General features: G+C 65.7%; 26 protein-coding genes. 14 read left to right on the top strand and 12 right to left on the bottom strand.

What is annotated here, in order from left to right:
• Window positions 1-27: 27 nt before the first annotated feature.
• Together ACO054_RS08810 and ACO054_RS08805 are read right to left on the bottom strand one after the other, a co-directional pair.
• A complete protein-coding gene (locus ACO054_RS08810; protein ID WP_421710063.1) occupies window positions 28-954 on the bottom strand; it encodes a FecR family protein in 927 nt (308 codons plus the stop codon).
• Complete coding sequence (locus ACO054_RS08805) at window positions 951-1517, bottom strand: sigma-70 family RNA polymerase sigma factor (protein ID WP_421710062.1); 567 nt, start codon at window positions 1515-1517, stop codon at window positions 951-953. The genes ACO054_RS08810 and ACO054_RS08805 overlap by 4 nt, the downstream gene beginning before the upstream one ends.
• 264 nt (window positions 1518-1781) lie before the next feature.
• On the opposite strand from ACO054_RS08805, the gene ACO054_RS08800 reads away from it, so the two are divergent.
• A complete protein-coding gene (locus ACO054_RS08800; protein WP_421710061.1) occupies window positions 1782-2537 on the top strand; it encodes a sulfite exporter TauE/SafE family protein in 756 nt (251 codons plus the stop codon).
• A 63-nt stretch (window positions 2538-2600) separates the two neighbouring features.
• On the top strand, window positions 2601-3059 hold the full coding sequence (locus ACO054_RS08795; RefSeq protein ID WP_421710060.1) for a DNA polymerase III subunit chi: 459 nt from the start codon (window positions 2601-2603) through the stop codon (window positions 3057-3059).
• Between the two features lie 42 nt (window positions 3060-3101).
• Here ACO054_RS08795 and ACO054_RS08790 read toward each other — a convergent pair whose 3' ends face one another.
• Window positions 3102-3344: a hypothetical protein gene (locus ACO054_RS08790; protein WP_119165916.1), complete on the bottom strand. Its 243-nt coding sequence runs from the start codon at window positions 3342-3344 to the stop codon at window positions 3102-3104.
• A 342-nt stretch (window positions 3345-3686) separates the two neighbouring features.
• Between ACO054_RS08790 and ACO054_RS08785 the strand changes: the two genes are divergently transcribed.
• The gene (locus ACO054_RS08785) at window positions 3687-4052 is read left to right on the top strand and encodes a helix-turn-helix domain-containing protein (protein WP_421710059.1); all 366 of its coding nucleotides are present in this window, start codon (window positions 3687-3689) and stop codon (window positions 4050-4052) included.
• A 66-nt stretch (window positions 4053-4118) separates the two neighbouring features.
• Here the strand turns inward: ACO054_RS08785 and ACO054_RS08780 are convergent, their stop codons facing one another.
• From ACO054_RS08780 to ACO054_RS08770, 3 genes are all read right to left on the bottom strand, one after another.
• A complete protein-coding gene (locus ACO054_RS08780) occupies window positions 4119-4550 on the bottom strand; it encodes a PaaI family thioesterase (protein ID WP_421710058.1) in 432 nt (143 codons plus the stop codon).
• 53 nt (window positions 4551-4603) lie between these two features.
• Window positions 4604-6505 carry an ATP-binding cassette domain-containing protein gene (locus tag ACO054_RS08775; RefSeq protein WP_421710057.1) on the bottom strand — a complete coding sequence of 634 codons (1902 nt, stop codon included), beginning with the start codon at window positions 6503-6505 and terminating at the stop codon, window positions 4604-4606.
• 93 nt (window positions 6506-6598) lie between these two features.
• Window positions 6599-7252, bottom strand: a complete 654-nt coding sequence (locus tag ACO054_RS08770) for a DUF2726 domain-containing protein (protein ID WP_421710056.1) — start codon at window positions 7250-7252, stop codon at window positions 6599-6601.
• Window positions 7253-7471: 219 nt separating this feature from the next.
• Between ACO054_RS08770 and ndk the strand changes: the two genes are divergently transcribed.
• Window positions 7472-7894 (top strand): nucleoside-diphosphate kinase, encoded by a 423-nt coding sequence (ndk, locus tag ACO054_RS08765; protein WP_421710055.1) that lies wholly within the window; start codon window positions 7472-7474, stop codon window positions 7892-7894.
• A gap of 198 nt (window positions 7895-8092) precedes the next feature.
• Here ndk and ACO054_RS08760 read toward each other — a convergent pair whose 3' ends face one another.
• The 3 genes from ACO054_RS08760 to purM form a co-directional block, all read right to left on the bottom strand.
• Window positions 8093-8236, bottom strand: coding sequence for an aa3-type cytochrome c oxidase subunit IV (locus tag ACO054_RS08760; protein WP_421710054.1), 144 nt, complete (start codon window positions 8234-8236; stop codon window positions 8093-8095).
• A gap of 132 nt (window positions 8237-8368) precedes the next feature.
• On the bottom strand, window positions 8369-9034 hold the full coding sequence (purN, locus tag ACO054_RS08755) for a phosphoribosylglycinamide formyltransferase (RefSeq protein ID WP_421710053.1): 666 nt from the start codon (window positions 9032-9034) through the stop codon (window positions 8369-8371).
• Entirely contained in the window at window positions 9031-10095 is a 1065-nt protein-coding gene (gene purM / locus ACO054_RS08750) for a phosphoribosylformylglycinamidine cyclo-ligase (RefSeq protein WP_421710052.1), read from the bottom strand. The genes purN and purM overlap by 4 nt, the downstream gene beginning before the upstream one ends.
• Before the next feature lie 176 nt (window positions 10096-10271).
• Here purM and ACO054_RS08745 point away from each other — a divergent pair, with 176 nt between their 5' ends.
• The 6 genes from ACO054_RS08745 to ACO054_RS08720 all read left to right on the top strand — a co-directional run bounded on the left by ACO054_RS08745 (window position 10272) and on the right by ACO054_RS08720 (window position 16737).
• The gene (locus ACO054_RS08745) at window positions 10272-11672 is read left to right on the top strand and encodes a DUF2066 domain-containing protein (RefSeq protein ID WP_421710051.1); all 1401 of its coding nucleotides are present in this window, start codon (window positions 10272-10274) and stop codon (window positions 11670-11672) included.
• 50 nt (window positions 11673-11722) lie between these two features.
• Window positions 11723-12280 carry a CDP-alcohol phosphatidyltransferase family protein gene (locus ACO054_RS08740; RefSeq protein WP_421710050.1) on the top strand — a complete coding sequence of 186 codons (558 nt, stop codon included), beginning with the start codon at window positions 11723-11725 and terminating at the stop codon, window positions 12278-12280.
• Between the two features lie 22 nt (window positions 12281-12302).
• Window positions 12303-13445, top strand: coding sequence for an AI-2E family transporter (locus ACO054_RS08735; RefSeq protein ID WP_421710049.1), 1143 nt, complete (start codon window positions 12303-12305; stop codon window positions 13443-13445).
• Window positions 13442-14137: a DNA replication protein gene (locus tag ACO054_RS08730; RefSeq protein ID WP_421710048.1), complete on the top strand. Its 696-nt coding sequence runs from the start codon at window positions 13442-13444 to the stop codon at window positions 14135-14137. The genes ACO054_RS08735 and ACO054_RS08730 overlap by 4 nt, the downstream gene beginning before the upstream one ends.
• 66 nt (window positions 14138-14203) lie before the next feature.
• Window positions 14204-14983, top strand: a complete 780-nt coding sequence (locus ACO054_RS08725) for an SDR family oxidoreductase (protein ID WP_421710047.1) — start codon at window positions 14204-14206, stop codon at window positions 14981-14983.
• 170 nt (window positions 14984-15153) lie between these two features.
• Window positions 15154-16737, top strand: a complete 1584-nt coding sequence (locus ACO054_RS08720; RefSeq protein WP_421710046.1) for a CHAD domain-containing protein — start codon at window positions 15154-15156, stop codon at window positions 16735-16737.
• A 14-nt stretch (window positions 16738-16751) separates the two neighbouring features.
• On the opposite strand, the gene ACO054_RS08715 is transcribed toward ACO054_RS08720, so the two are convergent.
• On the bottom strand, window positions 16752-17267 hold the full coding sequence (locus tag ACO054_RS08715; protein WP_421710045.1) for a SixA phosphatase family protein: 516 nt from the start codon (window positions 17265-17267) through the stop codon (window positions 16752-16754).
• A gap of 251 nt (window positions 17268-17518) precedes the next feature.
• On the opposite strand from ACO054_RS08715, the gene ACO054_RS08710 reads away from it, so the two are divergent.
• Both ACO054_RS08710 and ACO054_RS08705 read left to right on the top strand, forming a co-directional pair.
• Window positions 17519-19639 (top strand): RNA degradosome polyphosphate kinase, encoded by a 2121-nt coding sequence (locus tag ACO054_RS08710; RefSeq protein WP_421710348.1) that lies wholly within the window; start codon window positions 17519-17521, stop codon window positions 19637-19639.
• 44 nt (window positions 19640-19683) lie between these two features.
• A complete protein-coding gene (locus ACO054_RS08705) occupies window positions 19684-21273 on the top strand; it encodes a Ppx/GppA family phosphatase (RefSeq protein ID WP_421710044.1) in 1590 nt (529 codons plus the stop codon).
• On the opposite strand, the gene ACO054_RS08700 is transcribed toward ACO054_RS08705, so the two are convergent.
• Window positions 21270-22010, bottom strand: coding sequence for a sulfite exporter TauE/SafE family protein (locus ACO054_RS08700; RefSeq protein ID WP_421710043.1), 741 nt, complete (start codon window positions 22008-22010; stop codon window positions 21270-21272). The genes ACO054_RS08705 and ACO054_RS08700 overlap by 4 nt on opposite strands.
• 146 nt (window positions 22011-22156) lie before the next feature.
• Between ACO054_RS08700 and ACO054_RS08695 the strand changes: the two genes are divergently transcribed.
• A complete protein-coding gene (locus tag ACO054_RS08695) occupies window positions 22157-23692 on the top strand; it encodes an alpha/beta hydrolase (RefSeq protein WP_421710042.1) in 1536 nt (511 codons plus the stop codon).
• Between the two features lie 33 nt (window positions 23693-23725).
• Here the strand turns inward: ACO054_RS08695 and rnd are convergent, their stop codons facing one another.
• Window positions 23726-24880 (bottom strand): ribonuclease D, encoded by a 1155-nt coding sequence (rnd, locus tag ACO054_RS08690; RefSeq protein ID WP_421710041.1) that lies wholly within the window; start codon window positions 24878-24880, stop codon window positions 23726-23728.
• A 215-nt stretch (window positions 24881-25095) separates the two neighbouring features.
• Here rnd and aspS point away from each other — a divergent pair, with 215 nt between their 5' ends.
• Window positions 25096-26880: an aspartate--tRNA ligase gene (gene aspS, locus ACO054_RS08685; RefSeq protein ID WP_421710040.1), complete on the top strand. Its 1785-nt coding sequence runs from the start codon at window positions 25096-25098 to the stop codon at window positions 26878-26880.
• Window positions 26881-26927 lie beyond the last annotated feature (47 nt).

Genomic DNA, 26927 nt, shown 5'->3' with positions numbered 1-26927 from the left:
ACTTTCTTCGTGCCGGTCGGCGACGCGTTACTCGATCCAGATCAGGTAGTCCGTGTAGCGGTGGATCTTGAGGTCGAGGGACCGTGCCAGCAACGCGAGAGCGGTCTCGCTGTCGTCGGTCGGCAGCACGCCGGTGAATCGCCGGTCCGCCCCGGCTGTGGCATCGGACAGCCGCAGCAGGCCGGGACGGTAGCGCGCCAGACTGTCGACGACCTGGGACAGCGGAGCGTCGTTGAAGACCAGACGGCGCGACGCCCAGTCCGGCCCCTCGGTCGCAATCGCATAAGGCGCGCCCGGCGTCGCCGCTGCGATGTCGATCGCCTGTCCGGGTCTCAGATCGACGGACGCGTTCCCGGCGACGCGAACCCTCACGTCAGACTCGTATACGCTGACGCGGGTCAGGTCGGACGTGGTTCTGACTGCGTAGAGGGTGCCGAGCGCTTCGGCGCCGACGTCGCCCGCCGTCACGATGAAGACAGCTTCAAGATCTGAGCGGGGCACCTGAACCAGTACCGCACCCTGGACCAACTCGATCCGCCGTTTGGCGCCGTCGAAGTGCACATCGATGGCGCTGTTGGAGTCCAGGGTCGCCAGGCTGCCGTCCGGCAGCGTGAAGGCGCGCACCTCGCCCACCGCCGTCCGATGGTCGGCGGCCCAATAGGTCCAGGGCAACTGCCAGGCCGCCAGTACGAAGCCCAGGCAGATCGCCGCCAGTCCGGCGCGGCGGCGCTGTCGCTTCGCCGTTTTGCTCCGGCCGGCGGTCGTCCAGAGTTGCTGCATCTCCTCGAACATCTGGCGATGCAGAGGGTCGGCCGCGAGCCATGCCTTGAGCTCGCTTTGCAGTTTGGGATCCGCCTCAGGCGTAGCGTCCAGCAGGATCAACCACTGCGCCGCCTGCTCGCGCACGAACTCTGGGGCATCGGCGTTATTCGCTTCGGCTTGCTGACCGCTCATTGCCGGAGTTCGCGGTATTCGGCATGGAAGCGCTTGTGACAATGGACCAGAGCGCGCGCCAGATACTGCTTCACGCTGCTCTCTGACACGCCAAGCCGCTCGGCGATTTGGGCGTAGGACAAGCCGTCTACGCGAGAGAGCAGGAAGGCCTGGCGAACATGGTCAGGCAGTTCTTCCGCCAGCATGAGCAGTAGGCGACGCAGCAGACTCTGTGCGGCGGCGATCTCGGCCGGCGTCTGCTCCTCGACTCTGCGCATCAGGATGGCGACCTGCCGCAAGGCCTCGGTCTCGACTCGCTTGCGGCGGTATCTGTTGATCAGAAGCCGGCTCGCGATCACCAGCAGATAGGCCCGCGGCTCGCGTAGAGACTGCGGGTTGTCGAGGCTCAAGAGGCGCAGAAAGGTGTCGTGGCTGACGTCCGATGCATCCTGACCGTTTGCCAACTTGCGCCGCAGCCAGCCCAAAAGCCAGGGGTGATGGCGTCGATAGAGCTGGCCGACATCCATGTCTTCGGACGCAACGGTGTGCGGCGCCGCGCTGCTTTGCGCCAGATATCTCGGCATGCCCCAACCCGACAGAAGTGAGATTGAGAACTATTATCAATTTACCTGAGGCTCGTCTAGCCAGCCGGCCGGCGTAACGCCGGAAGGTGCCGACGAATACCTGTTGTTCTGTCCATGCGGAACGGGACTCGTGCGGTCATGCATCTCCCGAAATCTCATATCCCATGGGGTTTCGCTGGCGCAGGGCGGATCTGCCCAGGGCGCAGCCCTCGCTCGCGCGAGCCCAGTGTACAAGCTCAGCGGATTGATAGGGGACGAAGCCCTGTGTGGGAGGAATTCACGAGGCCTCTGGCGAGTCTGAACGCCCTGGACCTGACGATTCTGTTCGGCGCCACGCTCTTGGCCGGTTTGGTGCGGGGTTTCAGCGGCTTTGGCTCCGCAATGATCCTGGTGCCGTCCTACAGCCTGGTCTTCGGTCCCATGGCTGCGATTCCGATCATGTCGCTGGTCGACGTGACCGGCACCCTGGGTCTGCTCCCAAAGGCTATGCGCCGCTGCACTTGGCGGGAGGTGGCACCCCTGACCCTGGGGGCCTCGCTGCTGCTGCCGCTCGGCGTCTACCTGCTGATCGTGGCCGACCAGGAGCTGCTGCGCTGGGTCATCTCCTTGGCGATCTTGCTGCTGGTGCTCGTGATGGCCAGCGGATGGCGCTACAGCGCTGCGCCGACGGCATGGTTTTCCCTCGGCGTCGGTGGAGCCGCAGGCCTGATGGGCGGCTCGATCGGGATCGCCGGACCGCCCGTCATCCTCTTCTGGCTCGGCGGGCAGGCGAACGCGGCCACGGTGCGGGCCAACATCATCGTCTTCCTGGCCTTGGTGACGGTTGCCGCTTGGATCAGTTTCTTCGTCGGCGGACTCTTCACCGGCCAGGTCCTGACGATGTCCCTGCTTCTGGCTCCGGTCTACGCGGCCGCGATCTGGATCGGCGCACACGGCTTCCGCTTTGCCGACGAACGGCTGTTCCGACGCCTGGCGCTTGGGATCGTTGCGGCGATCGCGATTGTGAGCCTGTTCGCTTGAGGACCGAGAACGGTCACCGAAGTCTTGGTGCCGCTTCGGCAGCTAGGTTAGAAAAGGTCCGCCATGACCGAGGTGCGTTTCTATCACTTGACCCGACGACCGCTCCTGCAAGCCTTGCCGAGGCTGCTGGACCTGACGGTGCAGCGCGGTAAGCGGGCCCTGGTCCGGAGCGGTGATCCGGAGAAGGTGGAGCCCTTGGCCGAGCATCTCTGGACCTACGACGAGAAGGGGTTTCTGCCCCACGGTACCTCGGCCGACGGTCAGGCCGACAAACAGCCGATCTGGATCACCGCCGCCGAGGAAAACCCCAACGCCTCGGACTATCTCTTCCTCATCCACGGCGCCGACTGGTCGGACGTCGCGTCCTTCGAGCGCTGCATGCTGCTGTTCGACGGCCATGACGACGTAGCCGTTCAAGCGGCGCGCGGACAGTGGAAGGTTTTCCGAGAGGGCGGCCACAGTCTGAGCTACTGGCAACAGGACGACGAGGGCCGTTGGGCCGACAAGGCCTCCCAGACTTAGGGCACCCGCATGAGTGCGCCGGGAGGCCCGGAGGCCTTTAGGTCAGGCGACCAACGGAATCATGCGGACCTTGGCATTCGGATGGTCGTGCACGAGGCGGTAGACCTCGGCGTCCTCCACCGTCAGCTTGTGAAAATCGCCGTCGTCGACCGAATAGACGAACTTCGGCTTCGGGCCGTAGACGCGCACTTCCTCCGCCTGGTGCAGCGGTGTAACGCCCAAGCGCTCGAAATGGTCCTTGTCGCTGAAAGCACCGTGACCGAAGACGTAAACCGAGTAGGTCATGAACTTACCCTCCTTGGGCGTTTTGTGACCGGTGTCCTGACAGCAATACGATTGAGATCGTTAATTTTTAACCTTTTGCTCGGATATCGTTACTGACGCGGGCCGGTACTGTTGTTTCGGCGTCGTTCCGTGTCGCGGCTCTCCTGTGCCTTCATATATGCGCACTCTGTGCGCTTTAGACAAGCCGGTTATGTGTAATTCTGTGTAAACTAGCGTAACGCAGCGGGCGCACGGGTTGCGCCTTCTCTGCCTGTCGGGTGTCTTGTGTCGTCTTACGGCGGAGCCTAAGCTTCGCCCGCGGTGACGAACAGGCACCAGTAGCCCGCAGGCGAACCCCAAACGATGAAAGTTCCCCGTAAGAAGGATACTGCCGGTTTGGAGATGACCGCCGAAGCGTTCAGGCGTTGGCGCAAGACGCTTGGAATGACCCAGAAAGATGCCGCCGAGGCGCTCGGGCTGAAGCGTCGCGTCGTCCAGTACTATGAAAAGGGCGAGCGCAAGGGAAAGACTGTCGAGATACCTCTGACGGTACGGCTCGCTTGCTACGCGCTCAGTACGGAAGTTCTCGATTACGCTGGGCCGGACGAAGAGGGCGTCGCGATCACGCGCGTGACCGAACCGAAGGTGAAACGTAAAGCATCAAAACCGAGCGCGGTCGTGAAATCGAACGATCGCGCCAAACGCAATGCACAGGAGTCCGCCACTTAGAGCAGGTTCGCCAGAGGCGCAGTCGCTTCAGCGATCCAGGCCGTGGCGCGAATCGCCTTTTGCCTTTTAGCCGTAGCCCGGCAGGTCTTCCAGCCGATGCCTGGAGCGGGCGAAGAGGCCTGACCCGCGACCGCAGATCTTGCCGGTCTCATCCAGCACCACGCCTTCGGCGATCAGTTGCGTACGGGTTTCGCTGACCAGTTTGGCTTCGCCCGCCATTCGCTGTCCGGCGATGGGACGGGTGAAGTAGAGCGTGAAGCTTGCCGTCAGAAGAAAGACATCGGCGACCACGGACTGGGCCGCGAAGAAGCAGCTGTCGTCCAGAACCTTGAAGTAGTGGGTGCCATGCACGGCCTGCGCCGCGTGGTGGAAGGTGTCTTGGATCGGGATCTCCAGTCGCGCGGCTCCCTCCGAGATTTTCATGTCTCCCGAATAGTAGCCGTTGAAGGGGGCGGCGGCGTACATCCGCTCCAGCTTGCGGTGATGCGCGTCCGTCATCCTTACCCTTCTAACTCCCCTCGGCGTCGGAAAGCCGCCCCGTGACACCGCCGCTATCCGGCCGCTTCCAGACTGCCTTGCGCCTCCAGCCAACGCTCCTCGGTCTCGGCGATGGCGGCTGCCACTTCGGCATGTTTGGTCTGAAGCCTTATAAGCCGGTCGGCCGGGCCGTCGTAGAGCGCGGGATCGGCCAGCTCCTGTTCCAGCAGGTCAAGAGCGGCCTGGAGCTTTTCCAGCCGCGCCTCCGCTTGCCGCGCCGCCTTCTTGAGATCGGCCAGCGCGTTGCGCTGAACCGCCGCCTGCCGCCGGCGGTCCCGCGCGTCCGCCTGGCTGACCGGGCCGTCCGCACCTGACTGACTGCGTGCCTCCGCCTTGGCCTGGCGGCGTTCCGCACGGCGCTGTTCCAGCAGCAGTTGCCGGTAGTCCGCCATGTCTCCTTCGAAGGGCTGGACCGTGCCGTTCTGCACCAGCCAAAGGCGATCCGCGACCAGCTCGACCAGATGGGGATCGTGACTCACCAGGATCACGCCGCCCTCGAATTCTCCCAGGGCCTGAACCAGAGCCTCGCGTGCGTCGACGTCCAGGTGGTTGGTCGGCTCGTCGAGGATCAGCAGGTGCGGTTGTTCGCGGCTGACCAGCGCGAAGAGCAACCGCGCCTTCTCGCCGCCGGACAGCTTGCCGGCGCGCGTGTCGGCCTTGTCGGCCGAGAAGCCGAAGCGTCCCAGATGACTCCGCAGCTTCTCCTCGGTCGCCATCGGCATGAGCTGCTGCAGATTGCTCAGCGGCGTGCCGGACAGATCGAGCGCCTCCGCCTGGTCTTGGGCGAAGTAACCGACGCGCAGCTTCGGGGAGCGGGCGAGACGCCCGGTCGAGGGTTTCAGACGGCCGGCCAGCAAGCGCGCGAGGGTGGACTTGCCGTTGCCGTTGGCGCCTAGCAAGGCAACCCGGTCCTCCATATCGATGCGCAGGTCGAGACCCTGTAGGACCGGCTTCTCGCCGTAGCCGACGGCGGCGCCCTCCAGCGACAGGATCGGCGGGCTCAGCGGTTCGGGTCGGGGAAAGTCGAGACTGACCGTCTGGCTCTCGACGACCGAGACGATGGGTTGGAGTTTCTCCAGCATTTTCAACCGGGACTGCGCCTGCCGCGCCTTGGTGGCCTTGGCGCGGAAGCGGTCGACGAAGGCCTGGATGTGGCGGCGCTGGGCCTGGATCTTGGTATTCGTCGCGGCCTCGCGCTCCAGACGCTCGCGCCGTGTCCGTTCGAAGCGGTCGTAGTTGCCTTGGTAGAGGGTCAGGCGTTCGGCCTCGACATGCAGGATGCGGTCGACCGTGCGGTTCAGCAGGCCGCGGTCGTGGCTCACCAGGATCAGGCTGCCGGGGTAGGACTTGAGATAGCTTTCCAGCCAGATCGTGGCTTCCAGGTCCAGATGGTTGGTCGGTTCGTCCAGCAGCAGCAGATCGGGCTCCGCGAACAGCAGCGCGGCCAAGGCCACGCGCATCCGCCAGCCCCCCGAGAATTCGCCGCAGGGCCGCTGCTGTGCGGCCTCGTCGAAGCCGAGGCCCGCGAGCAACCGGGCGGCGCGCGCGGGCGCCGCGTCGGCCCGGATAACGGCGAGCCGTTCATGGATGTCTGCGAGGCGTGCTGGGTCGCTGGCGGTCTCGGCTTCCTCCAGCAGTGCCGTGCGTTCGCCGTCGGCCGCCAGCACCGTGTCGAGCAGGGAGCGGGCACCGCCCGGGGCCTCCTGCGCGACCGTCCCGACCCTGACGCGGCCCACCAGCCGCACATCGCCGGCATCGGGATGCAGGTCTCCGGCGATCAGTTTCAGCAGCGTCGTTTTGCCGGCGCCGTTGCGTCCCACCATGCCGACGCGCCAGCCGCGCTCCAGCGCGACAGTCGCGCGCTGGAAGATCGCCCGCCCGGCATGGCGGAAGGTCAGGTCGTTGATATGCAGCATGTCGCCTGCGGAGATACCACAGCGCCGGTCTTTTCGGCTATTCGCTCTACTGCATGAACTCGGGGTCTGGTTGGTTGTAAGGGAAGACCGTAGCTATTCGGCTGCCGGTGCGGCTCCGGCCTTCAGAGCAGCCCTCAACTGCTGCTCCAGGTCGCCACGTTCGAAGCCCTCGTAGAGTTCGATCAAGGGGATGCCCGCCCGTTCCAGAGCGCACTTCTTGATGCGGTCCCGCTGAATGGCATTGCCCTGGAAATGGCCTCCACCGTGGTACTCGACGGCGGCGGCGGCTCTTCCCCAGGCATCGACGATTACGACGTCCAACCGCTTGGTGTTGATCGCCTTGAAGGCCACCTGACAGCGCGATTTGAACAATTCGCCCATCGGAGCCTGCGGGAACACATGGTAGCGGTTCGAGACAGACCGAAGCGCGTCGCGCGTTGCCATGTAGACCGCATACTCCTCGCGGTTCATGAACGGCTGTCTTACGAAGTCTGCGTTCAGAATGTGCCGGATCTGGCGGTTCGGGTTGTCGCGATCGACGGCCGCCTCCTCTTTCCGCGAGCGGCTGCGTCGTCCCTCGTTCTTGCCGAACCAAATGAACTTGCGGCCGGACCCGTATGCTCTTGGGTACTGACGCGGGTACTCGTTCGATGCGGCCTTGCCGGGAATCAGGTGCTTGAGGACGAACAGGAAGACAACTGCGCCCAGAAGGTAGGGCAAGACATCGGTCAGTGTAGAGGCCGTCATCTGTTTCACCTCAAGCGAGAGTATCGGTTGAAAACTATCTATCTTGAGGGGAGAAGTCGTTAAAAAAGTGAGTCTCACCTGGCAGCTGCTGCTGTTCGACGGCCGGCGGTTGCCCCGGCCCGCTAAGGTCGTTATAGCTCCGCGCGACTTTCGGCGGCGCCGCCTTCACTTGGGGCGGCGCCGCTTCCGCAACAGCCACGAACGGAGATCCGATCAATCATGGCGATCGAGCGTACCTTTTCGATCATCAAGCCCGACGCAACGAAGCGCAACATCACCGGCAAGATCCTGGACCGCCTGGAGTCCGCGGGCCTGCGCGTGATCGCGCAGAAGCGCCTGCAGCTCACCAAGGCCGAGGCCGAAGGGTTCTATGCGGTCCACAGCGACAAGCCCTTCTTCGGCGACCTGGTCGCCTTCATGACGTCCGGGCCGGTCGTCGTGCAGGTGCTGGAGGGCGAGGGCGCCATCGCGAAGAACCGTGAAGTGATGGGCGCGACCAATCCCGCCAACGCCGAGGCCGGCACGATCCGCGCTGACTTTGCGGAATCGATCGAGGCCAATTCGGTGCATGGGTCCGACGCTGCCGACACCGCGGCGCAGGAAATCGCCTACTTCTTCGCACAGACCGAGATCACCGGTTAAAGCGCGATCCTGCCCGATGGAAGCGGCGATGCTTCCATCGAACAGTTGAGCTACAGGCTCATTTTGGAGTTGGCGCCGGCTCGCGGGTCTGTCCCGGCGCACAACGTTAAACGGCGGGCTGCCTCTTGGGCGCCCGCCGTTCGCATTTTCGAGCCTCTTGTTTCAGGCGATGGGGCAGCGGCCGATCGCGCCTCTGCCTCAGCCGACGAGAGCGAAGCCGACCACCAAGGCAACGATGATGCAGACGATGACGGTTCCCCGCACGCTGTTCTTGACGAAGCTGGCATAGATTTTCTGGTGCTCCGTCAGCAGTTCCTGCTCGAGCGTCTCGTCTTTTGCCATCGGATCCTCTTTTGCTTCGGTCACGTCCTGCACCGGCTGAATTCTAGCCAGGCCCGTCGTATGCCTGCCTGATTACGGGTCGCCTGACTGTGCGTTTGTTCGTTGACTGTCTACGCGAAGTCGTGCGGCCGCTCAAGCGTCTGCAGCCGGGGAGGGCGGGTTGATCAGCAGTCCACCGGGGGCGGGCGCGGTCTTCAGGCGGGCCGTCTCGCCTCTCACGTCGATGCGCCCGGCGGCGTAGAGGGCGAGGCAGGCCGGGTAGAGCCGGTGTTCGGCCTCCAGCACGCGGGCCGCCAGAGTCTCCGCGTCGTCGCCGGGCAGGACCGGCACGGCGGCCTGACCCAGGATCGGTCCCTGGTCCACCGTTTCGCGCACCAGGTGAACGCTGCAGCCGTGCAGTTTGACCCCGGCTGCGAGCGCCCGCTCGTGGGTATCGAGACCGGGAAAGGCCGGCAACAACGATGGATGGATGTTCAGCAACCGGTCATGCCAGCGTGTCACGAACCAGGAGGTCACGACCCGCATGAAGCCGGCCTGGCAAACCAGCTCCGCCCCGGCGGCCTCAAGGGCCTCGGTCATGGCCATCTCGAAGGTTTCGCGGTCGGGAAAGGTGCGGTGGTCGATGACGGCGGTCGCCACGCCGGCCGCCGCTGCCCGCTCCAGGCCCTGCACCTTGGCTTTATTGGACAGCACCAGCACGATCTCGAAGGGGCAGTCCGGCGCCTGGGCGGCATCGAGCAGCGCCTGCAGGTTGCTGCCGCGCCCGGAGATTAGGACTCCGACTCTTTTGCGTGTCACGCCGCCGGCGCCTCGAACAGAACGGCCTCGCTCTCCCGGGGAACGATTTCGCCCAGTTGGTAGACGGTCTCGCCCGCCTCCTGCAGAAGCCCCCCGACGGCATCGGCTTGCGCGGGATCCACCACGAGTACGAAGCCGATGCCGCAGTTGAACGTGCGCAGCAGGTCGACCTCGTCCAGACCTCCGGTCTCCGCCAGCCAAGAAAAGACAGCCGGGCGCTGCCAGGCATCGCGGTTCAGCCGGTAGGCTAGGCTCTCCGGAACGACACGCGGTAAGTTCTCGAGCAGACCGCCGCCGGTGATGTGCGCCATTGCATGCACGCCGCCAAGGCGCAGGGCGGCGAGGACGGGCTTCACGTAGATCCGGGTCGGAGTCAGCAGTGCTTCGCCGAGCGAACGGTTCGGGGTTTCGCCCGCGAACGGCGCAAAAGGCGCGGGCGCGGCGTAGTCCAGCCCGGCCGTTTCGACGACCTTGCGGACCAGAGAAAAGCCGTTGGAATGCAAGCCGTGGGAAGCCAGCCCCAGCACGCGGTCGCCCGCGCGCACCTGCGTCCCATCCAACAGCGCGGTCCGTTCGACGGCCCCGACGGCGAAGCCGGCCAGATCGTAATCGCCCTCCGCGTAGAGGCCCGGCATCTCGGCCGTTTCGCCGCCGATCAGGGCGCAGCCGGCCTGGCGGCAGCCCTCGGCGATGCCGGCGACGACCTCCCGGCCGGTCTCCGGCTGCAGCCGTCCGACGGCGTAGTAGTCCAGAAAGAACAGCGGCTCGGCGCCTTGCACGACAAGGTCATTGACGCACATCGCCACCAGATCGATTCCGACGCCGTCGTGCCGGCCAGCCGCCAGCGCGACCTTCAACTTGGTGCCGACGCCGTCGGTCGCTGAGACGAGCAGCGGATCCTCGTAACCGCAGGCCTTGAGGTCGAAGACCCCGCCGAATCCGCCGAGGCCGCCGAGAACGCCGGGCCGTGCCGTCGATTTGGCGAGCGGCTTGATTGCCTCTACCAGGGCATTGCCGGCGTCGATATCCACGCCTGCATCTTTGTAGGTCAGTCCGGCCATAAGTCGCAGCTTCCGAGGGTTCAGAAAGGCTTCGCTGCCTCAGCGACAGCGTTTGTCATCCCGCGACGCCTCCAGTATGACTGGCCCCCAGCATCACTGGATGGTGGCGTACGTCTGACGCGGGCGGCGCGAGCATAGCGAATCCAAGGGGCGTTTCAATGCGGATCACCGGGCCCGTGACGGCTCTCCTCCTGGCGATCGGGGCGGCTCTGATGCCCTCGGCCGTGTCGGCACAGACCAACTCGCAAATCTTCACCGTTCGCGGTGTTGAAGTGGACGTGACGGCCGACGGCATTCAGGCGGCACGGCGGCAGGCCTTGGCGCAAGGCCAGGCGCGGGCGATGCGCGAGCTGCTGGAGCGCCTGGTTCTGCCCGAGGACTACGGCACGATTCCGCCGCTATCGGCAGCCGAAGTCCAGGACTACGTACTCGACTTCGGTGTTGCCGACGAGCGGACGTCGGCTGTGCGCTACATCGCGACGCTCAGCGTGCGCTTCCGGCCCGGCGCCGTACGCCGCCTGCTGCGGGCCAACGGACTGCGCTTTGCCGAGGTGCAATCGACGCCCCTTCTGGTTGTTCCCATATGGTCCGCCGGTGCTGGCGACCGGTTGTGGCAAGGGTCGAATCCCTGGCTGAGCGCCTGGATCGTGGAGTCCGATGTGGTCGAACTGGTTCCGGTTCTGACGCCGCTCGGTGATCTGGAGGATCTCAGGGATATTGATGCCAGCCAAGCCCTGGCCGGCGATCCCACGCGTTTGCGCACCATCGGCGAGCGCTACGGTGCCGACAGCGTCTTGGTCAGTCACGCGGTCCAGGAGGGCGATCCGGATGTCGGCCTCGGCCGGGTGCGTGTGGAAAGTCGCCGTTACCGGGGAGGTCGTCTGGACGAAACCCTGGCGGACACCTTCAGTCAGCAGCAAGGCGAAGACCTGCCGGCGCTGCTGGAGCGCGCGGCGGCCGCGATCGACGACCGCATTCAGGAGGCCTGGAAGCGCGAGAACTTCATCAGCTTCGATGCCTTGCAGCGGCTGCTGGTAGAGGTCCCGGTCGCCGAACTGAGCGATTGGCTGACGGTGCGCCGGCAGCTTGAGGGACTTGCCAGCATCGCCGCCAGTGACTTGGTCAGTCTTACCCGGCAACGTGCCGTCGTCGATCTGGCCTTCTATGGCTCCATCGATCAGTTGCTCGTGCAGTTGGAGCAGCGCGGCCTGCTACTCACGCGTCAGAGCGGCGGTTTCCTCGGGAACGGGACGGGCGGTACGAACGCCGGTCCGGCCGGTGTCGTGATTTCGAGCCAGGGCGCGAGCGGGCCTGTTCCGGGGGCAGGGGCGCCCACCGCTCAGGCCGTGTCGGCGCGGCGTGCGCCCGAATGGCGGCTGACGCCTAGGCAGGCGGGCGGCGCCAACTCCGGCATCGAGGTGGCTCCGATCACCGGTCCCCAGTCCAACGCCCCGCAGCCGCAGACCGGTCCCCAGGGTCAATCGTCGGATCAACCCGCGGGTCCGATCCAGCCGGGTCCGCTCCAGCCGGGTGCGGAGACGCAACCGCCGGCGATATCTCCGACCGTTGTTCAGTAGCCTGGGCTGGCGGCTTTTTAACGCCTGTGGAGCATGACCATATAAGTCCGATGCCGGTCTGGATTCCCAACGTTATCACCATCGGGCGGCTAATCTCGGTTCCCGTCTTCGCCGCCTTGCTGTTGGGCGGCAACATGACGGCCGCCCTCTGGGTTTTCGTGGCGGCGGGCATATCGGATGCCTTGGACGGCTTTCTCGCCAAGCGCTTCGATGCCGCCAGCAAGCTCGGTGCGTTCCTCGACCCTATTGCCGACAAGGCACTGCTGATCGCGGCTTTCGTTACGCTCGGTTTGCTTGGTGAAGTTCCGCTTTGGCTTGTGGCAGCGGTCATCCTGCGGGATATCGTCATCGTTGGCGGAGCTCTGCTCTATCATACGCTGACCCAGGCCCTGACGATGGAGCCGCTTGGGGTGAGCAAACTCAACACGGCCGTCCAGATCGCACTGGCGGCTGTTTGTCTCGCGCGCCTCGGCGTGGGATGGGAGTTCGGGCTGGTCGAGACGGGTCTGATCTACCTTGCGGCCGCGACCACGCTGATTTCCGGCGTGGCCTACGTCTGGATCTGGGGCCGGCGCTTCACGGCTGTCGAGCAGGAGAGGGGACAGTGATGGAGTGCGGGGTGGAGATACGATGAGTCCCGAGCGGCAACTGCGCTTCTGGACCATTGGATTGCTGGTGTTTCTGGCTTTGCTCTGGCTTCTGAGCGAGATCCTGCTGCCCTTCGTGGCCGGGATGGCCATTGCCTATTTCTTCGATCCCGTCTGCGATCGCCTGGAACGGATCGGCTTCAGCCGGGTCCTGGCCACCGTGACGGTGACTGGTCTGTTCGTGGTGGCCTTCCTGCTGGTGCTGGGGCTGCTGATCCCTGCTGCCGTCGGTCAGGCCGTCGAAGTCGCCAGGGCGGTGCCCGCCATCATGGACCTTCTACGGATGCGGCTGACCGAGCTGCTGGCCACCGTTCAGGCCGAGCAGCCCGAGATCCTGGATCGCGTGCGCGAGTTCGTGACCTCCCGCCTCGGCGACGCCGTGACCTGGTTGACGACGCTGGCGGGCAACCTGCTGACCGGCGGCTTGGCTGTCGTGAGCCTCTTGTCGCTGCTCTTCATCACGCCCGTCGTCACCTTCTTCTTGCTGCGTGACTGGGATGCGATGGTCGCCAAGATCGATAGCTGGTTGCCGCGACAGCATGCGCCGACCCTTCGGCGACTGGCCAGAGAGACGGACGACATTCTGGCCGGCTACGTCCGTGGCATGGCGACGGTCTGTCTGCTGCTCGGTGCCTTCTATGCGGTCGCGCTCAGCGTGATCGGATTGAACGGCGGACTGTTCGTCGGCTTACTGGCCGGCGCGCTGTCCTTCATCCCCTACCTCGGCGCCATGGGCGGCCTCTTGCTCTCCGTCGGCCTCGCCTTTGCGCAGTTCGACAGCTATTGGCTGGTCGGCGGAACAGCGGCGATCTTCATGGTCGGACAGGCGGTCGAGGGCAATTTCCTCACCCCGAAGCTGGTGGGCGAGAAGGTCGGTCTCCACCCGGTGATCGTCATTTTCGCGCTTCTGGCGGGCGGGGCGCTGCTCGGTTTCACCGGCGTTCTGATCGCCCTGCCGGTGGCGGCTGTCGCCGGCGTCCTGGTGCGTTTCGCGCTGGAACAGTATCTGCACAGTCCGCTCTACGGACGAACGCAGTCGGCCGAGCCTGAGGCGGTGACCGAGATCGAGACCGATAGACCGACAAGCAGGCAGGCGGAAGACCGGAAAGAGGGCAGGCCTGCGTGAGCCAACTGCCGTTAGAGCTGCCGCAACGCCCAGCCTTGGGGCGCGGCGATTTTCTGGTCGCGCCGGCCAACGAGTCGGCTGTGGCCTGGATCGACCGCTGGCCCCAGTGGCCCGCCGTCGCCCTGGCCTTGGTCGGTCCCTCCGGAAGCGGCAAGAGCCATCTCGCCGAAGTCTGGCTCGACCTTAGCGGTGCCTCGGTTGTGACGCCGGCTGACCTGGTCCGGTCTTCGCCGGATCGTTTGGTGCGGCGCTCGCGGGCCGTCCTGCTGGAGGATGCCGAGGAGCGGCTGGACGGGGAGGGGCAGGAAGCGCTGCTGCACCTCTACAATCTTCTGGCCGAAGGTGGCGGGCATCTGCTTCTAACCGCTCGGCGGGCGCCGAAGCGCTGGCCTCTCGACCTTCCCGACTTGGCGTCGCGCCTGGCGACGGCGACGGTCGCCGAGCTTGGGCCGCCGGATGACGCCCTGTTGCAAGCCGTTCTGGTCAAGCTCTTCGCGGACCGGCAGCTGCAGGTGACCGCCGAGCTGATCGAGTTCCTGCAGCGCCGTATGCCACGCAGCTTTGCGGCCGCCCGCGGGATCGTCGCGGCTATCGACCGTCGCGCTCTCGCCGAACGGCGGGGCATCACCATCGCCGTAGCCCGCGCCGCCCTCGCTAACGAGTTGGAAAGTCTCGAAGCTCCGGAGGACTGAGCCGTCACTGGGCTTCGGCAAGCTACCGTATCGAACAACGAGAAGACTTAGGAAGGGGAAGACGCCATGGACTTGGGAATCGCCGGACGCCGCGCGCTGGTCTGCGCTGCCAGCAAGGGCTTGGGCCGGGCTTGTGCTCAACAGCTCGCGCAGGAGGGCGTCGACCTGACGCTGGTCGCCCGCACGCCCGAACCGTTGGAGGCGACGGCAGAGGAGATCCGCAGCGCCTGCGGCGTCGCCGTGACGACCGTGGCCGTGGACATCACCACGCCCGAGGGGCGTGCGGCGGCCCTGGAGGCCTGTCCCGAACCGGACATCCTGATCAACAACGCTGGCGGCCCGCCTCCTGGCGACTTTCGCGACTGGAACCGCGACGACTGGATTGCCGCATTGGATGCCAACATGCTGACGCCGATCGAGCTCATCAAGGCGACGGTGGACGGTATGATCGCGCGCCGCTTCGGCCGCGTGGTGAACATCACCTCGGGGGCCGTGAAGGCACCGATCGAAATCCTCGGTCTGTCGAACGGAGCGAGGGCCGGGCTCACCGGCTTCGTCGCCGGCTTGGCCCGCAAGACGGTCGCCCACAACGTCACGATCAACAACCTGCTGCCGGGCCCTTTCGAAACGGACCGGCTGCGCTCGACCCTTGCTGCAGCGGCGCGGAACAGCGGCCTGTCGGTCGAGGAGATCGCCGAGCAGCGCCGTAAAGGGAATCCGGCACAACGCTTTGGCGATCCCGCCGAGTTCGGTCAGGCCTGCGCTTACCTTTGCAGCGCTCAGGCCGGATTCGTAACCGGTCAGAACCTTCTGCTCGACGGCGGTGCCTACCCAGGTACCCTCTGATGTCGAATTTGGGCGAAAAGTAAACGTTTACCTCGATTTTCGGCCGTTGGCAGGCTGTCAGTCCCTGGGGTAGCGTGCGCGCCGTTCGCGGACACGCGTCCCTCCGGATTGTTACATTTTTGTGAAGGCCTCCGGAGAGGCCGCCTCCGTATCGCAGCTTCGGGGAGCGCATGAGCCACGAGATCGAACTCAAGCTGTTGCTGGAACCGCCGCAGCTCAACAAGCTGACTCGCTTGCCTTTGCTGCGGGCCTTCGCGGTCGGACGGAGCCAGAGTAAGCAGCTCGACAGCACCTACTTCGACACCTTCGACTTCCTGCTGCGCGATCGCGGCATGGCGCTGCGGGTGCGGCGGATCGGCGACCGCCGCATCCAGACCTTGAAGATCGCGCCCGGCGCGGCTGCCGCCTTTCTGGAGGAAACGGGCGAGCGTCTGGAGGGGGTTCAGCACTTTCTGGAGTTCGAGAGCGAGATTACCGGGGATCTGCCGGACCTGTCGGCTATCGATGCACCGGCCGTGCAGTCCTGGTTCGCGGAAATCCAGCTCGGCGATCTGCTGGAGCCCGTCTTCACCACGACCATCGCCCGTCGGACGCGGTTGCTTCGGATGGCGGACACCGAGATCGAACTGGCGCTCGATCTCGGCGAGATTAGGGCTCAGGGCCGCAGCGCGCCGATCTGCGAGGCCGAGCTTGAACTCAAGTGGGGTCAGCCCAACCGCCTGTTCGAGTTGGCCATGATGCTGGCCGAGGCCTTGCCGCTTCGTCTCGGCGGGCCGACCAAGGCGGCGCGGGGATATGATCTCTTCGCCGAGCGGGAGCCGCAGCCGCGCAAGGGCGAGAAGCCCTCGCTGACCAAGAATATGTCGGTCGTCGAGGCCTTCGGTCGGGTGATGCGCTGCGCCTTGGCCCAGATGCGCGCGAACGAGGAGGCGGTCTTCGTCGGACAGGATCCCGAGGGCGTGCACCAGCTCCGGGTGGGCGTTCGGCGCGCCCGCGCGGCTCTCTCCGTCTTCAAGCCTGCAATGCATACGACAGCGCACGGCCTGCTCGCCGAGGAACTGCGCTGGCTGCAGCGCGAGCTTGGGCCGGCGCGGGACTTCGATGTCTTCCTTGAGGATACGGTCCTGCCTCTGCATCGGCGCCTGCCAAGCGAACCCAGCCTCGTGGCGCTTGAGCAGGCGGTTAAGGCGGCGAAGGACGAAGCCTACCTGAGGGCCCATCGCGCGCTCGAGGATCCGCGCTATGCCCGGCTACTCCTGCGTCTGGAGCTGTTTCTGGCCGAGGGCACTTGGAAACGGCCGGGCGAGGGCGGGCTGCCGAGCCCCGCCGATGCGCCGATCGGCGATTTGGCTGCGGCCTTGCTGGAGAAGCGCCAGCGTCAGCTTCGCAAGCTGCACCGCAAGGCGAAGGCCGGCGACGAAGCGGCCCTCCACGGCGTGCGGATCGCGGCCAAGAAACTGCGCTACGCGGCTGAGTTCTTCCGCGACCTCTACGGTCGCAAGGTGACGCGGGTCTATACCGACGCCCTGGCCGATCTTCAGGACACCTTGGGTGCGGTCAACGATGCCGTCGTCGGTCACCGCTTGCTCGACGAACTGGAGCCGCGACTCAAGAAGTCCGGGGAGGACCCGAGCCTGTCGGTCGGGATCGTGATGGGGTGGCAGGCCGCCCGTATCGAGGACGATCTGAAACGCTTCGAGGCGGTTTGGAACGCATTCCGGGCGATCAAGCCCTTCTGGCGGCAGGGGCGCTAGAGGGCGGTTCAGCTCTAGAGGTCGCGCGGACGCAGAAACTCTGTCAGACGCGCGCCCTTGGCGTGAAGCGCCGACCAAGGCTGTTCCGGCAGCGCGAAGACTGCAACCGCAGCCGTGGGAAACTTCTCGGCGAGGCGCGCGCGATCCTCACCGTTGCTGCTGGGATCTGCGAGTTGCAGCGACAAGGTCTCCAGGCCGGGGTTGTGTGCGATCACCATCACGCAGTTGACCTCTGCGTCGGCTCCATGGATCTGGCGCAGGATCTGGGCCGGGCTGGCGAGGTAGAGGCTGCGCAGAACCTTGAGTTCCGGAGTGCCGCCGAGTTCTGGAGCCGTCAGCCGCCAAGTCTCCTGGGTGCGGACGGCGGCCGAGCAGAGCACCAGATCCGGGCGCAGTCCGCGCGCGGCCAGCGCGGCGCCCATCGTCGGCGCGGCCTTGCGTCCCCGTGGTGAAAGCGGGCGGTCGAAGTCTTCCAGGTGCGGGTCGCCCCAGGCGGATTTGGCGTGGCGGTAGAGCAGCAGTGTCTTCATGAAGCCTCTTGTAGCCGCTTCCGCCGCGCGGCGCGCGCTGTTCATCGCGGAGCCGGCTTGCTACACAGTTCTGTCTTGTCCGGCTGTTAGGGTGCCGCCGCAGTCTAGGATGCAGGTGCAAAGGGCCGAGGGACATGCAGGAGCAGATGCAGAAAGCCGCCGAAACCGCGACCCGACCGGACGCCAAGCCGAAACGGGAGGCTGCGCCCTGCGGCCCGGCGGCGGCCAAGTCGAAGTCCGCGGGGTCTTCCATGGCGGCAGGTTCTTCCATGGCGGCGGACCCTCGACGCTTCATCAATCGCGAGATTTCTTGGCTCGAGTTCAACGAACGGGTGATGGAGGAGGCCTACAATCCCCGTCACCCTTTGTTGGAGCGCGTGCGCTTTCTGTCGATCTCCGGGTCCAATCTCGACGAGTTCTACATGGTGCGCGTGGCCGGTCTGAAGGGGCAGGTGCGCGCCGGCGTCCTAAAGCCGAGTCAGGAGGGTCTGACGCCCGCACAGCAGCTGGCGGCGATCAACCAACGCGCAGGCCGGCTGATGGAGGATCAGCAGCACTGTTGGCGCAGCCTCTTGGCCGAACTGCGGGCGGAGGGCATCTGCGTCCTGACCGCCGAGGAGCTGACGGCCGCGGAGACCGAGTGGCTGGAGGCCTACTTTCTGGCCAACGTCTTTCCGGTCCTGACACCGATCGCGATCGATCCGGCCCACCCCTTTCCCTTCATGCCGAACCTCGGTTTTGCGCTGGTCGCCGAACTCTACCTGCCCGACGAGAAGGAGGTGCTGAACGGGCTGGTGCCTCTGCCGTCCCAGGTCGAACGCTTCATCCGCCTGCCGAACGACGGGCAGCAGCAGCGTTTCGTTTCCATCGAACAGGTGGTGCGCCTCTTCATCGAACGGCTCTTCCCGAACATGCAGGTGCACGAGGTCGGCACCCTCAGGGTCGTTCGAGACAGCGACATGGAGATCGAGGAGGAGGCGGAGGACCTGGTCCGCGTTTTCGAGTCCGCTCTCAAGCGTCGGCGTCGCGGCAGCGTCATCCGCATGACGGTCAACGCCGACATGCCGGCGCACATGCGCGATTTCCTGCAGCGCGAGATCGATGTGGAGCCGGAGGATATCTTCCCGCTAAAGGGCCTGCTGGGCATCGTCGATACCAAGCAGCTAATCGGCAAGGAACGGCCCGACCTGCTGTTCGAACCCTACACGCCGCGCTTCCCGGAACGAATCCTCGACCTGGAGGGCGACTGCTTCAAGGCCATTGCGGCCAAGGACATCGTGGTTCACCACCCCTACGAAAGCTTCGACGTGGTGGTGCAGTTCCTGCGTCAGGCGACCCAGGACCCGAACGTCGTCGCCATCAAGCAGACGCTGTATCGCACCAGCGAGGACAGCCCGATCCTGCGCGCACTGTCGGAGGCGGCGGAGGCCGGCAAGTCCGTGACGGCGTTGGTCGAGCTCAAGGCCCGCTTCGACGAGGAGCGGAACATTCGCTGGGCCCGCAACCTCGAACGGGCCGGCGTTCATGTCGTCTACGGCTTCATCAAACTGAAGACCCACGCCAAGGTTTCCATGGTGGTGCGGCGCGAGGGCGAGGGGCTGCGCACCTACGTGCATTACGGCACCGGCAACTATCACCCCATCACCGCCAAGATCTATACGGACCTCAGCTACTTCACGACCGATCCCGCGCTCTGCCGGGACGCGGCGAGGCTCTTCAACTATATGACTGGCTACGCCAGGCCTGGCGAGATGGAGCGGATCTCGATCTCGCCGCTGACGTTACGCTCGACTCTCGTGCAGCTGATCGACGACGAGATCGCGCACGCCAAGGCCGGACGGCCCGCCAGCGTGTGGGGCAAGGTCAACTCCCTGGTGGATGGTGAGGTCATCGACAAGCTCTACGAGGCCAGTTCGGCCGGCGTGAAGATCCATCTCGTCGTGCGCGGCATCTGCTGCCTGCGCCCCGGGGTGGAGGGTCTGAGCGAGAACATCGTCGTGCGGTCCATCGTCGGCCGATTTCTGGAGCACAGCCGCATCGTCTGCTTCGGGGCCGGCCACGGCCTTCCCAGTCCCAAGGCCAAGGTCTTCATCTCTTCGGCCGACTGGATGCCGCGGAACCTCGACCGGCGGGTGGAAACCCTCGTGCCGATCGTCAACGAGACCGTCCATGCCCAGATCCTCGACCAGGTCATGACGGCGAACATCAAGGACGAGGCGCAGTCCTGGATCATGCAGCCGGACGGGGAGTTCGAGCGGGTCGAAGCGGGTGAGGACGTCTTCAGCGCTCAATCCTTCTTCATGACCAACCCCAGCCTCTCCGGCCGTGGCTCCGCGCTGCGCAAAGAGAAGCTGGCCCGCAAGGGCAGCTAGAGAGCCGGGACGGCGGACGCGTGGCGCGAAGGGTCGGTAAAGACATGTCGGATCGTCGAACCGATCGGCGTACGGGAGCGGCGGCCCAGCCTGAGGGCTCGACCGGACGCAGGGCGGACCCGCGTCCCCGAGGGCAGCGGAGCGCAGGGGCGAGATCCGCAATCAAGGCTCAGCCGCGCATCGGCATCGTCGATATCGGCTCCAACTCCATCCGCCTGGTGGTCTTCAATCTCGGCGAACGGGCGCCCGTCGCTCTCTTCAACGAGAAGGCCCTCTGCGGCCTTGGTCGCGGTCTTGAGGAGACGGGCCGGCTGAATGAGGAGGGGGTCGAGTTGGCGCTGTCCAGCCTCGGCCGCTTCGCCGGACTCGCTCGTGCCATGGAGGTCCAGCAGTTCGACCTGCTAGCTACTGCGGCCGTACGCGATGCCAGCAACGGCCCCGCTTTCGTGGCGGAGGTCGAACAGCGCTGCGGCGGTGCGGTGCGCGTGCTGGACGGCGAGGAGGAGGCGCGTCTTTCTGCCCAAGGCGTCGTCTCTGCCATTCCTGCGGCTGATGGCTTGACCGGCGATCTCGGGGGCGGCTCCCTGGAACTCACCCAACTCGACCGGGGGCGGCAAGGCGAACGCGTTACCCTGCCGCTGGGGCCTCTGCGCCTGATGCGGGGGGAGGAGGGCGACCGTGCCCAGGCAGCCGAAACGGTTGCGCGTCACCTGGAGGCACAGCGTTGGATCGCCGAGACCGAGGGGCGCAGCTTCTATCCGGTCGGCGGGGCTTGGCGCGCCCTGGCCCGCATTCATGTGGAGCAGCACAACTACCCCCTGCACATGATCCAGGGCTACCGCATGTCCCGCAAGGAGGCGGAGGAACTCGCGGGTCTGGTCGCGCGGATGGGCAAACGTTCGCTGGCGCGACTGCCCGGCGTGCCGCGGCGACGTCTGGAAACCCTGCCCTATGCGGGACTGCTGATGGAGCAGCTGTTACGGCGGGCGAAGCCGGCCGAGGTGGTCTTTTCCGCCAACGGCCTGCGCGAGGGCTGGGTCTACGAGCGGCAGAGCGAGGCGCTGCGCAGCCAGGACCCGCTCCTGGCCGCCGCGCGTGCTTGGGCGGCGCGTGACGGGCGCTTCGGAGACTTCGGCGAGCCGATCACCCGTTGGACCGCGGCGATTTTCCCGAACGAGCCCGACGAGCTAAGGCGCCTGCGGGCAACGGCGTGCCATCTCAGCGACATCGCCTGGCGCGAGCACCCGGACTACCGCGCCGAACAGGCGCTTTATCGCGTCCTGCGCGCCCCTCAGCTCTACGTTCGACATGACGAACGGCTGTACCTCGGCTACGCCCTGTCGGTGCGCTATGGCGGGCTGAGTCCGACCGCCGAGACAACCCGCTTGATCGCTCTACTTGAGCCTCAGCTCAAGGCGCGGGCCGAGGCTCTCGGCTCGGCTCTGCGTCTGGCCTACGCACTTTCCGCCGGGACCGCCGCGATGTTGGAGCGCAGCCAGCTCGAATTTCTCGACGGTCAACTGACCCTGTACCTGCCGGATCAGGCCGAGGTGCCGTCGGGTCAGGTGCTGGAGCGTCGTTTGACGGCGTTGGGCAATGCCCTCGGAGCAGCCCGCACGCGTGTCGTGGGTTAAAGGAAACCACCGCCGGCCAAGTACAGCCCAAGCGCCAGCAAGCCGAACAGGAAGATCTTGCGGAAAAGGGCCTCCGACAGGCGATGGCGCAGACGCCGGCCCAGCTCCATGCCGAGCAGGGCGGGCAGGAGCGCGGCAGCGGAGAGCAGTCCCAGATCGACGCTGAGAAGGTTCTGACCGCCCAGCGCGACGGCCAGAGCGAGGGTCGAGAGGCTGAACAGCAAGCCCATGGCCTGGATCAGCTGATCGCGCTCAAGGCCGCTTGCTTGCAGGTAGAGCACCCCCGGTACGGTGAAAGATCCGGTCATCCCAGACAGCAGCCCGTTGGCTGTGCCGAAGGCAATGCCTGTGAAGGGCTCCAACCGAGCCGGAAGGGCGAAGCCGACGCGCCCCAGCCCGATGGCGGCATAGGCGATCAGCAGTAGTCCCAGTAGGCCGCTCAAGATCATCGTGTCGACGCGGGTTAGTGCCAGAGCGCCGACCCAGATCGTCGCGGTTGCGCAAAGCAGGAAGGGCCAGGTCCGCCTCGTAACGGCCCGAAGATGCCCGCCTGACAACCCCTGCAGGAGGTTGGTAACCAGCGACGGCACGAGCATCAGCGCGATTGCCGGTTGCAACCCAAGCGTCGCGGTCAGCAGGGCCAGGGAGACCGTGGGCAACCCCAACCCGATCACGCCCTTGACGAAACCGGCGAGCAGAAAAGTTCCCCCAACGAGACTGAGAAGGGCAGGTTCCATGGCGTGTAAGCTGTGTCTCCGTGCTTGTTCTGTTGCTGACTGCAAGGTTTTCCGTCGATGCTATCTGTCTTGGCAGAGTCGTTCAGAGCCACAGGGCGAGGCGGATAGGCGTCCATGACGGTGGGGTCTTCGAACGGAAGGATAGCGTGCGCGTGAGAGGGGCGGTCGGGGGGCTAAAAGTCTATCTGCTTGCCGGCTTCGCAGTCCTTTGCCTCTGCGCGGGTCTCTGGACCCTGTCTTCGGCCACGGCGGGGTTGGAGGTGTCCAGCACGCGCCTCGGTCCGACGCCGGTGACTGTCTACCGGTTGCCGGACAGCGGGCCGGCGCCGGTCGTGCTGATCGCCCACGGCTTTGCCGGCTCCCAGCAGCTGATGGCGCCCTTCGCTGTGTCGCTGGCGCGGGCCGGCTACGTCGCGGTGACCTACGATCTGCTTGGTCACGGCCGGAATGCCTCGGCCCTGGCCGGCGACGTCACCTCCGAAACCGGAGCCATGCGCAACCTTCTGAACGAACTGCAGAGTGTGGCCGATTTCGCGCTGGCTCTGCCTTCGGTCGACGGCCGACTGGCCCTTCTGGGTCACTCCATGGCCTCCGACGTGGTGGCGCGCTACGCTGCTGAGCATCCGCAACAGGTCTCCGCGACCGTCGCTGTCTCCCTCTTCTCGCGCGTCGTGACGGCCGATAGCCCCGAGAACCTGCTCGTGATCGTCGGCGCCTGGGAGCCGGGCTTGAGGGAGGAGGGGTTGCGGGTTCTGCGGCTCGGCGGTCGCGACGGCGCGCAGGAAGGCGAGACGGTAGGGACTGTCGCCGACGGCAGTGCGCGTCGCCTCGTCTTCGCGGACAACGTCGAGCATATCGGGGTGCTCTACAGCCGCGAAAGCCTCGCCGAAGCGGTCGCCTGGCTGAACGGCGTGTTTGGCCGCAGCGAGACAGCGGAGCTCGACATTCGGGGACCCTGGCTAGCGGCCCTCTTCGGCGGCATCCTCTTGCTCGGCTATCCGCTGTCGCGTCTCCTCCCACGCGTGTCTCTGGTGAAGCTGGAGGGCGGTCTCGGCTGGAGGCGTCTTGCGTTGCTGCTGATCGCTCCGGCGATTCTCACGCCGCTGATTCTGCGGCCGCTTCCCACCGACTTTCTCCCGCTGCTGGTGGGCGATTACCTGGCGGCTCACTTCGCTCTCTATGGATTGCTGACCGCCGGGGGGCTGTTGCTCCTCGGACCACCGGGGGCCTTCCGTGCCTCGCCGTGGAGGCCGACGCTTGCGGCGGCCGGGGTCACGACGCTCTATACCTTGGGAGCGATCGGGCTGGCGCTCGACAACTTCGCCTTGTCCTTCGTGCCGACCGAAGCGCGCTGGCCGCTGATCGCGGTGATGATCGCCGGGACCTTGCCCTACTTCCTGGCCGACGAATGGCTGACTCGCGGTGAGTCCGGGCACGCCACGGCCTATCCCCTCAGCAAGATCTGTTTCGCCGTTTCGCTGGCGATCGCGGTCGCGTTGGATCTCCAGCGGCTCTTCTTCCTGATCATCATCATACCGCTGATCTTGGTCTTCTTTATCGTCTACGGCCTCTTCAGCCGCTGGGCCTACCGAGCCACCGGTCAGCCTTTGGTCGGCGGGCTGGCCAACGCGCTGGCCTTCGCTTGGGCCATCGCCGTGACCTTCCCGATCCTGCAGGGCTAGTTGCGGTACTGCTTGGGCGATGGGCAGGTAAAGTTATTTTCGATCAGTAACTTGAAGCCCGCCGCTCCCATCTCCTGTTAACAAGAGCTGCCCCTTCAGCAAGGCAGTTGCTGCCTTGCCGAAGATCTCGCCGCGCCAGCCTTGCAGCAGGTCTCGCTCCTTGTCCGGATCACCCGCCGCCAGCGCATCCAGATCGGCGGAGCTGGCGACCAGACGCTGGGCGACGCCGTGCTGTTCGCACTGGAGCTTCAGCAGCACCTTCAGCAGATCGACCACCGGGCCGGCCTCCAGCGGCTGCTCGCGCGGCGGCAGTTTCGGTAGGTCGGCCTCGTCCGTCGCCAGCCCCTCGGCGACGGCCTCCAGGATCGCTTGTCCGACCTTGCCCCGCGCATAGTCCGCGGAGACGCCGCGCGCGCGCGCCAGATCCTCGGCCGTTTGCGGAGACAGCCCGGCGATGTCGTAGATCTGCTCGTCCCGCAGAATCCGGTTGCGCGGCACGTTCCGGCGCTGAGCCTCGCGTTCCCGCCAGGCTGCCAGGTTGCGCAGGTGGGCCAGGTAGCGGCGGTCGCGCGACCGGCTCTTGAGTCGCCGCCAGGCCTCGTCCGGCTCCAGGCGATAGGTGGCGGGGTTGAGCAGCACTGCCATTTCCTCCTCCAGCCAGCTTTCGCGTTCGGACTTGGCGAGCTTCCTGCGCAGCTTCTGATAGATGACGCGCAGGTGCGTGACGTCGGCGAGGGCGTAGTCCAGCTGCTTGCGGCCGAGCGGGCGATGCGCCCAGTCCGCGAAGCGCACCGACTTGTCGATCCGCGCGCCGGCCAGGCGGTTCGCCAGCTTCTCGTAGCCGACCTGATCTCCGAAGCCGCAGACCATCGCCGCGACTTGCGTGTCGAACACGGGGTGGGGCAGGCGGCCGCTGTCGTGGAAGAAGATCTCCAGATCCTGGCGGGCCGCATGGAAGACTTTCAGCAGATCGGTCTTGTCGAACAGAGACCAGAGCGGCTCCAGGTCCATGCCCTCGGCCAGAGGGTCGATGGCGGCGGCTTCCTCCGGACCGGCGATCTGGATCAGGCAGAGACGGGGCCAGTAGGTGGTGTCGCGGATGAACTCCGTGTCGACGGTGATGAAATCTGCTTCGGCTTGGCGGGCGCAGAAGGCGGCGGCGTCTTGGGGATCGGTAATCAAGGTCATGGCCGCGCCCTATAGCAGCTTACGTCCGGAGGCTCGACCCAAAGTGAGTGCTGTCGGGCTGCTTGGCGAGCCCCGCTCGCACGAGACTCTCGTTCCTTGGCGATCTTGACAAAGCGCTGCAGGGCGGGCCCTTTTGCGCGCGCCTGTCCGGAGCGTTGCTTGGCGACGTACCTCGGCGGCCTTTCGATCCCTCACGTCTCTAGCGAGTTTCCTGCATGCATCCCTACCGCACGCACACCTGCGGCGAGCTGCGCGCCGCGCACAGCGGCCAAACCGTTCGACTGTCCGGCTGGGTCCACCGCAAGCGCGACCATGGACAGCTCCTGTTCGTCGACCTGCGCGATCACTTCGGCATCACCCAGTGCGTGCTCGACATCTCCAGTCCGCTGTTCGCCGAGGTCGAGCGCGCACGCAACGAGTCGGTCGTGACCGTGACCGGCGAGGTGGTCGGGCGGACGGCCGAGACGGTTAATGCGAACCTGCCGACCGGCGAGATCGAGCTGCGGATTCAGGCCTTCGAACTGGAGGCCCGCTCCGAGCAGGTGCCGCTGCAGGTGAACAGTGAGGAGGACGCGGGTGAGGAGACCCGGCTGCGCTACCGCTTCCTCGATCTGCGCCGCGAGAAGATGCAGAAGAAGCTGCTGCTGCGCAGCCAGGTGATCTCCTCGATCCGGCAGCGGATGATCGCGCAGGGCTTTCACGAGTTCCAGACGCCGATCCTGACCGCCGACAGTCCGGAGGGCGCGCGCGCCTACCTGGTGCCCAGCCGCGTGCATCCGGGCAAGTTCTACGCGCTGCCTCAGGCGCCGCAGATGTTCAAGCAGCTGCTGATGATCGCTGGCTTCGACAAGTACTTTCAGATCGCCCCCTGCTTCCGCGACGAGGACGGCCGCGCCGATCGCTCGCCCGGCGAGTTCTATCAGCTCGATTTCGAGATGAGCTTTGCCACGCAAGACGATGTTTTCGCTGCGATTGAGCCCGTCCTGCATGGAGTCTTCGAGGAATTCGGGGGCGACCGCACGGTGACGGCGCTGCCCTTCCCGCGGATCCCCTTCGAAGAGGCCATGCTCAAGTACGGCAGCGACAAGCCGGACCTGCGCAACCCCATCGTCATCGCCGACGTGGCCGAGGCCTTCCGGGGTGGCGGCTTCGGGATCTTCGCCAAGCTGGTTGGGCAGGGCGCCACGGTCCGCGCGATTCCCGCGCCCGGCGCGGCCTCCCGACCGCGCAGCTTCTTCGACAAGTTGAACTCCTGGGCGCAGGGCGAGGGTAAGCCCGGCCTCGGCTACATCGTTTTCGAGGGCGGCGAGGCCAAGGGGCCGATCGCCCGCAATCTGGAGCCGGAGCGCTGCCAGCAGATCAAGGAGGCGGCCGGCCTGGCGGACGGCGACGCCGTCTTCTTCGCTTGCGACAAGCCGCTTGCGGCGGCGACCTTCGCGGGCGCCGTACGCAGCAAACTCGGCGAAGAACTGGATCTTTTGACGCCCGGCGTCTTCGAGTTCTGCTGGATCGTCGATTATCCGCTCTACGAACTGGATGAAGAGACGGGCAGCGTCGAGTTCTCGCATAACCCTTTCTCCATGCCGCAGGGCGGACTGGAGGCGCTGGAAACCCAGGATCCTCTAACGATCAAGGCCTACCAGTACGACATCGTCTGCAACGGTGTGGAACTCTCGTCGGGTGCGATCCGGAACCATCGCCCGGACATCATGGCCAAGGCTTTCGAGATCGCCGGCTACGATATCGAGGAGGTCAAGACGCGCTTTGCCGGCCTGTTCCAGGCGTTGCAGTACGGGGCTCCGCCGCACGGCGGCTCCGCGCCGGGTATCGACCGGATCGTCATGCTGCTGGCCGACGAACCGAATATTCGCGAAATCATTGCCTTTCCGATGAACCAGCGGGCGGAAGACTTGCTGATGGAGGCACCCGCCGAGGTGTCGCCGGAGAGGTTGCGCGAACTGCACCTGCGCCCGGCATTACCGCCCAAGAAGGCCGAGTGACTCGCTCTTAACCCGTCATCTGACGCGAGCCCACGGGAATAACCCAC

Origin of the sequence: Algihabitans sp. (assembly GCF_965226985.1) — a bacterium.
Taxonomy (GTDB): Bacteria; Pseudomonadota; Alphaproteobacteria; order Kiloniellales; family DSM-21159; genus Algihabitans.
This window is presented reverse-complemented; position numbering and strand designations above follow the sequence as displayed.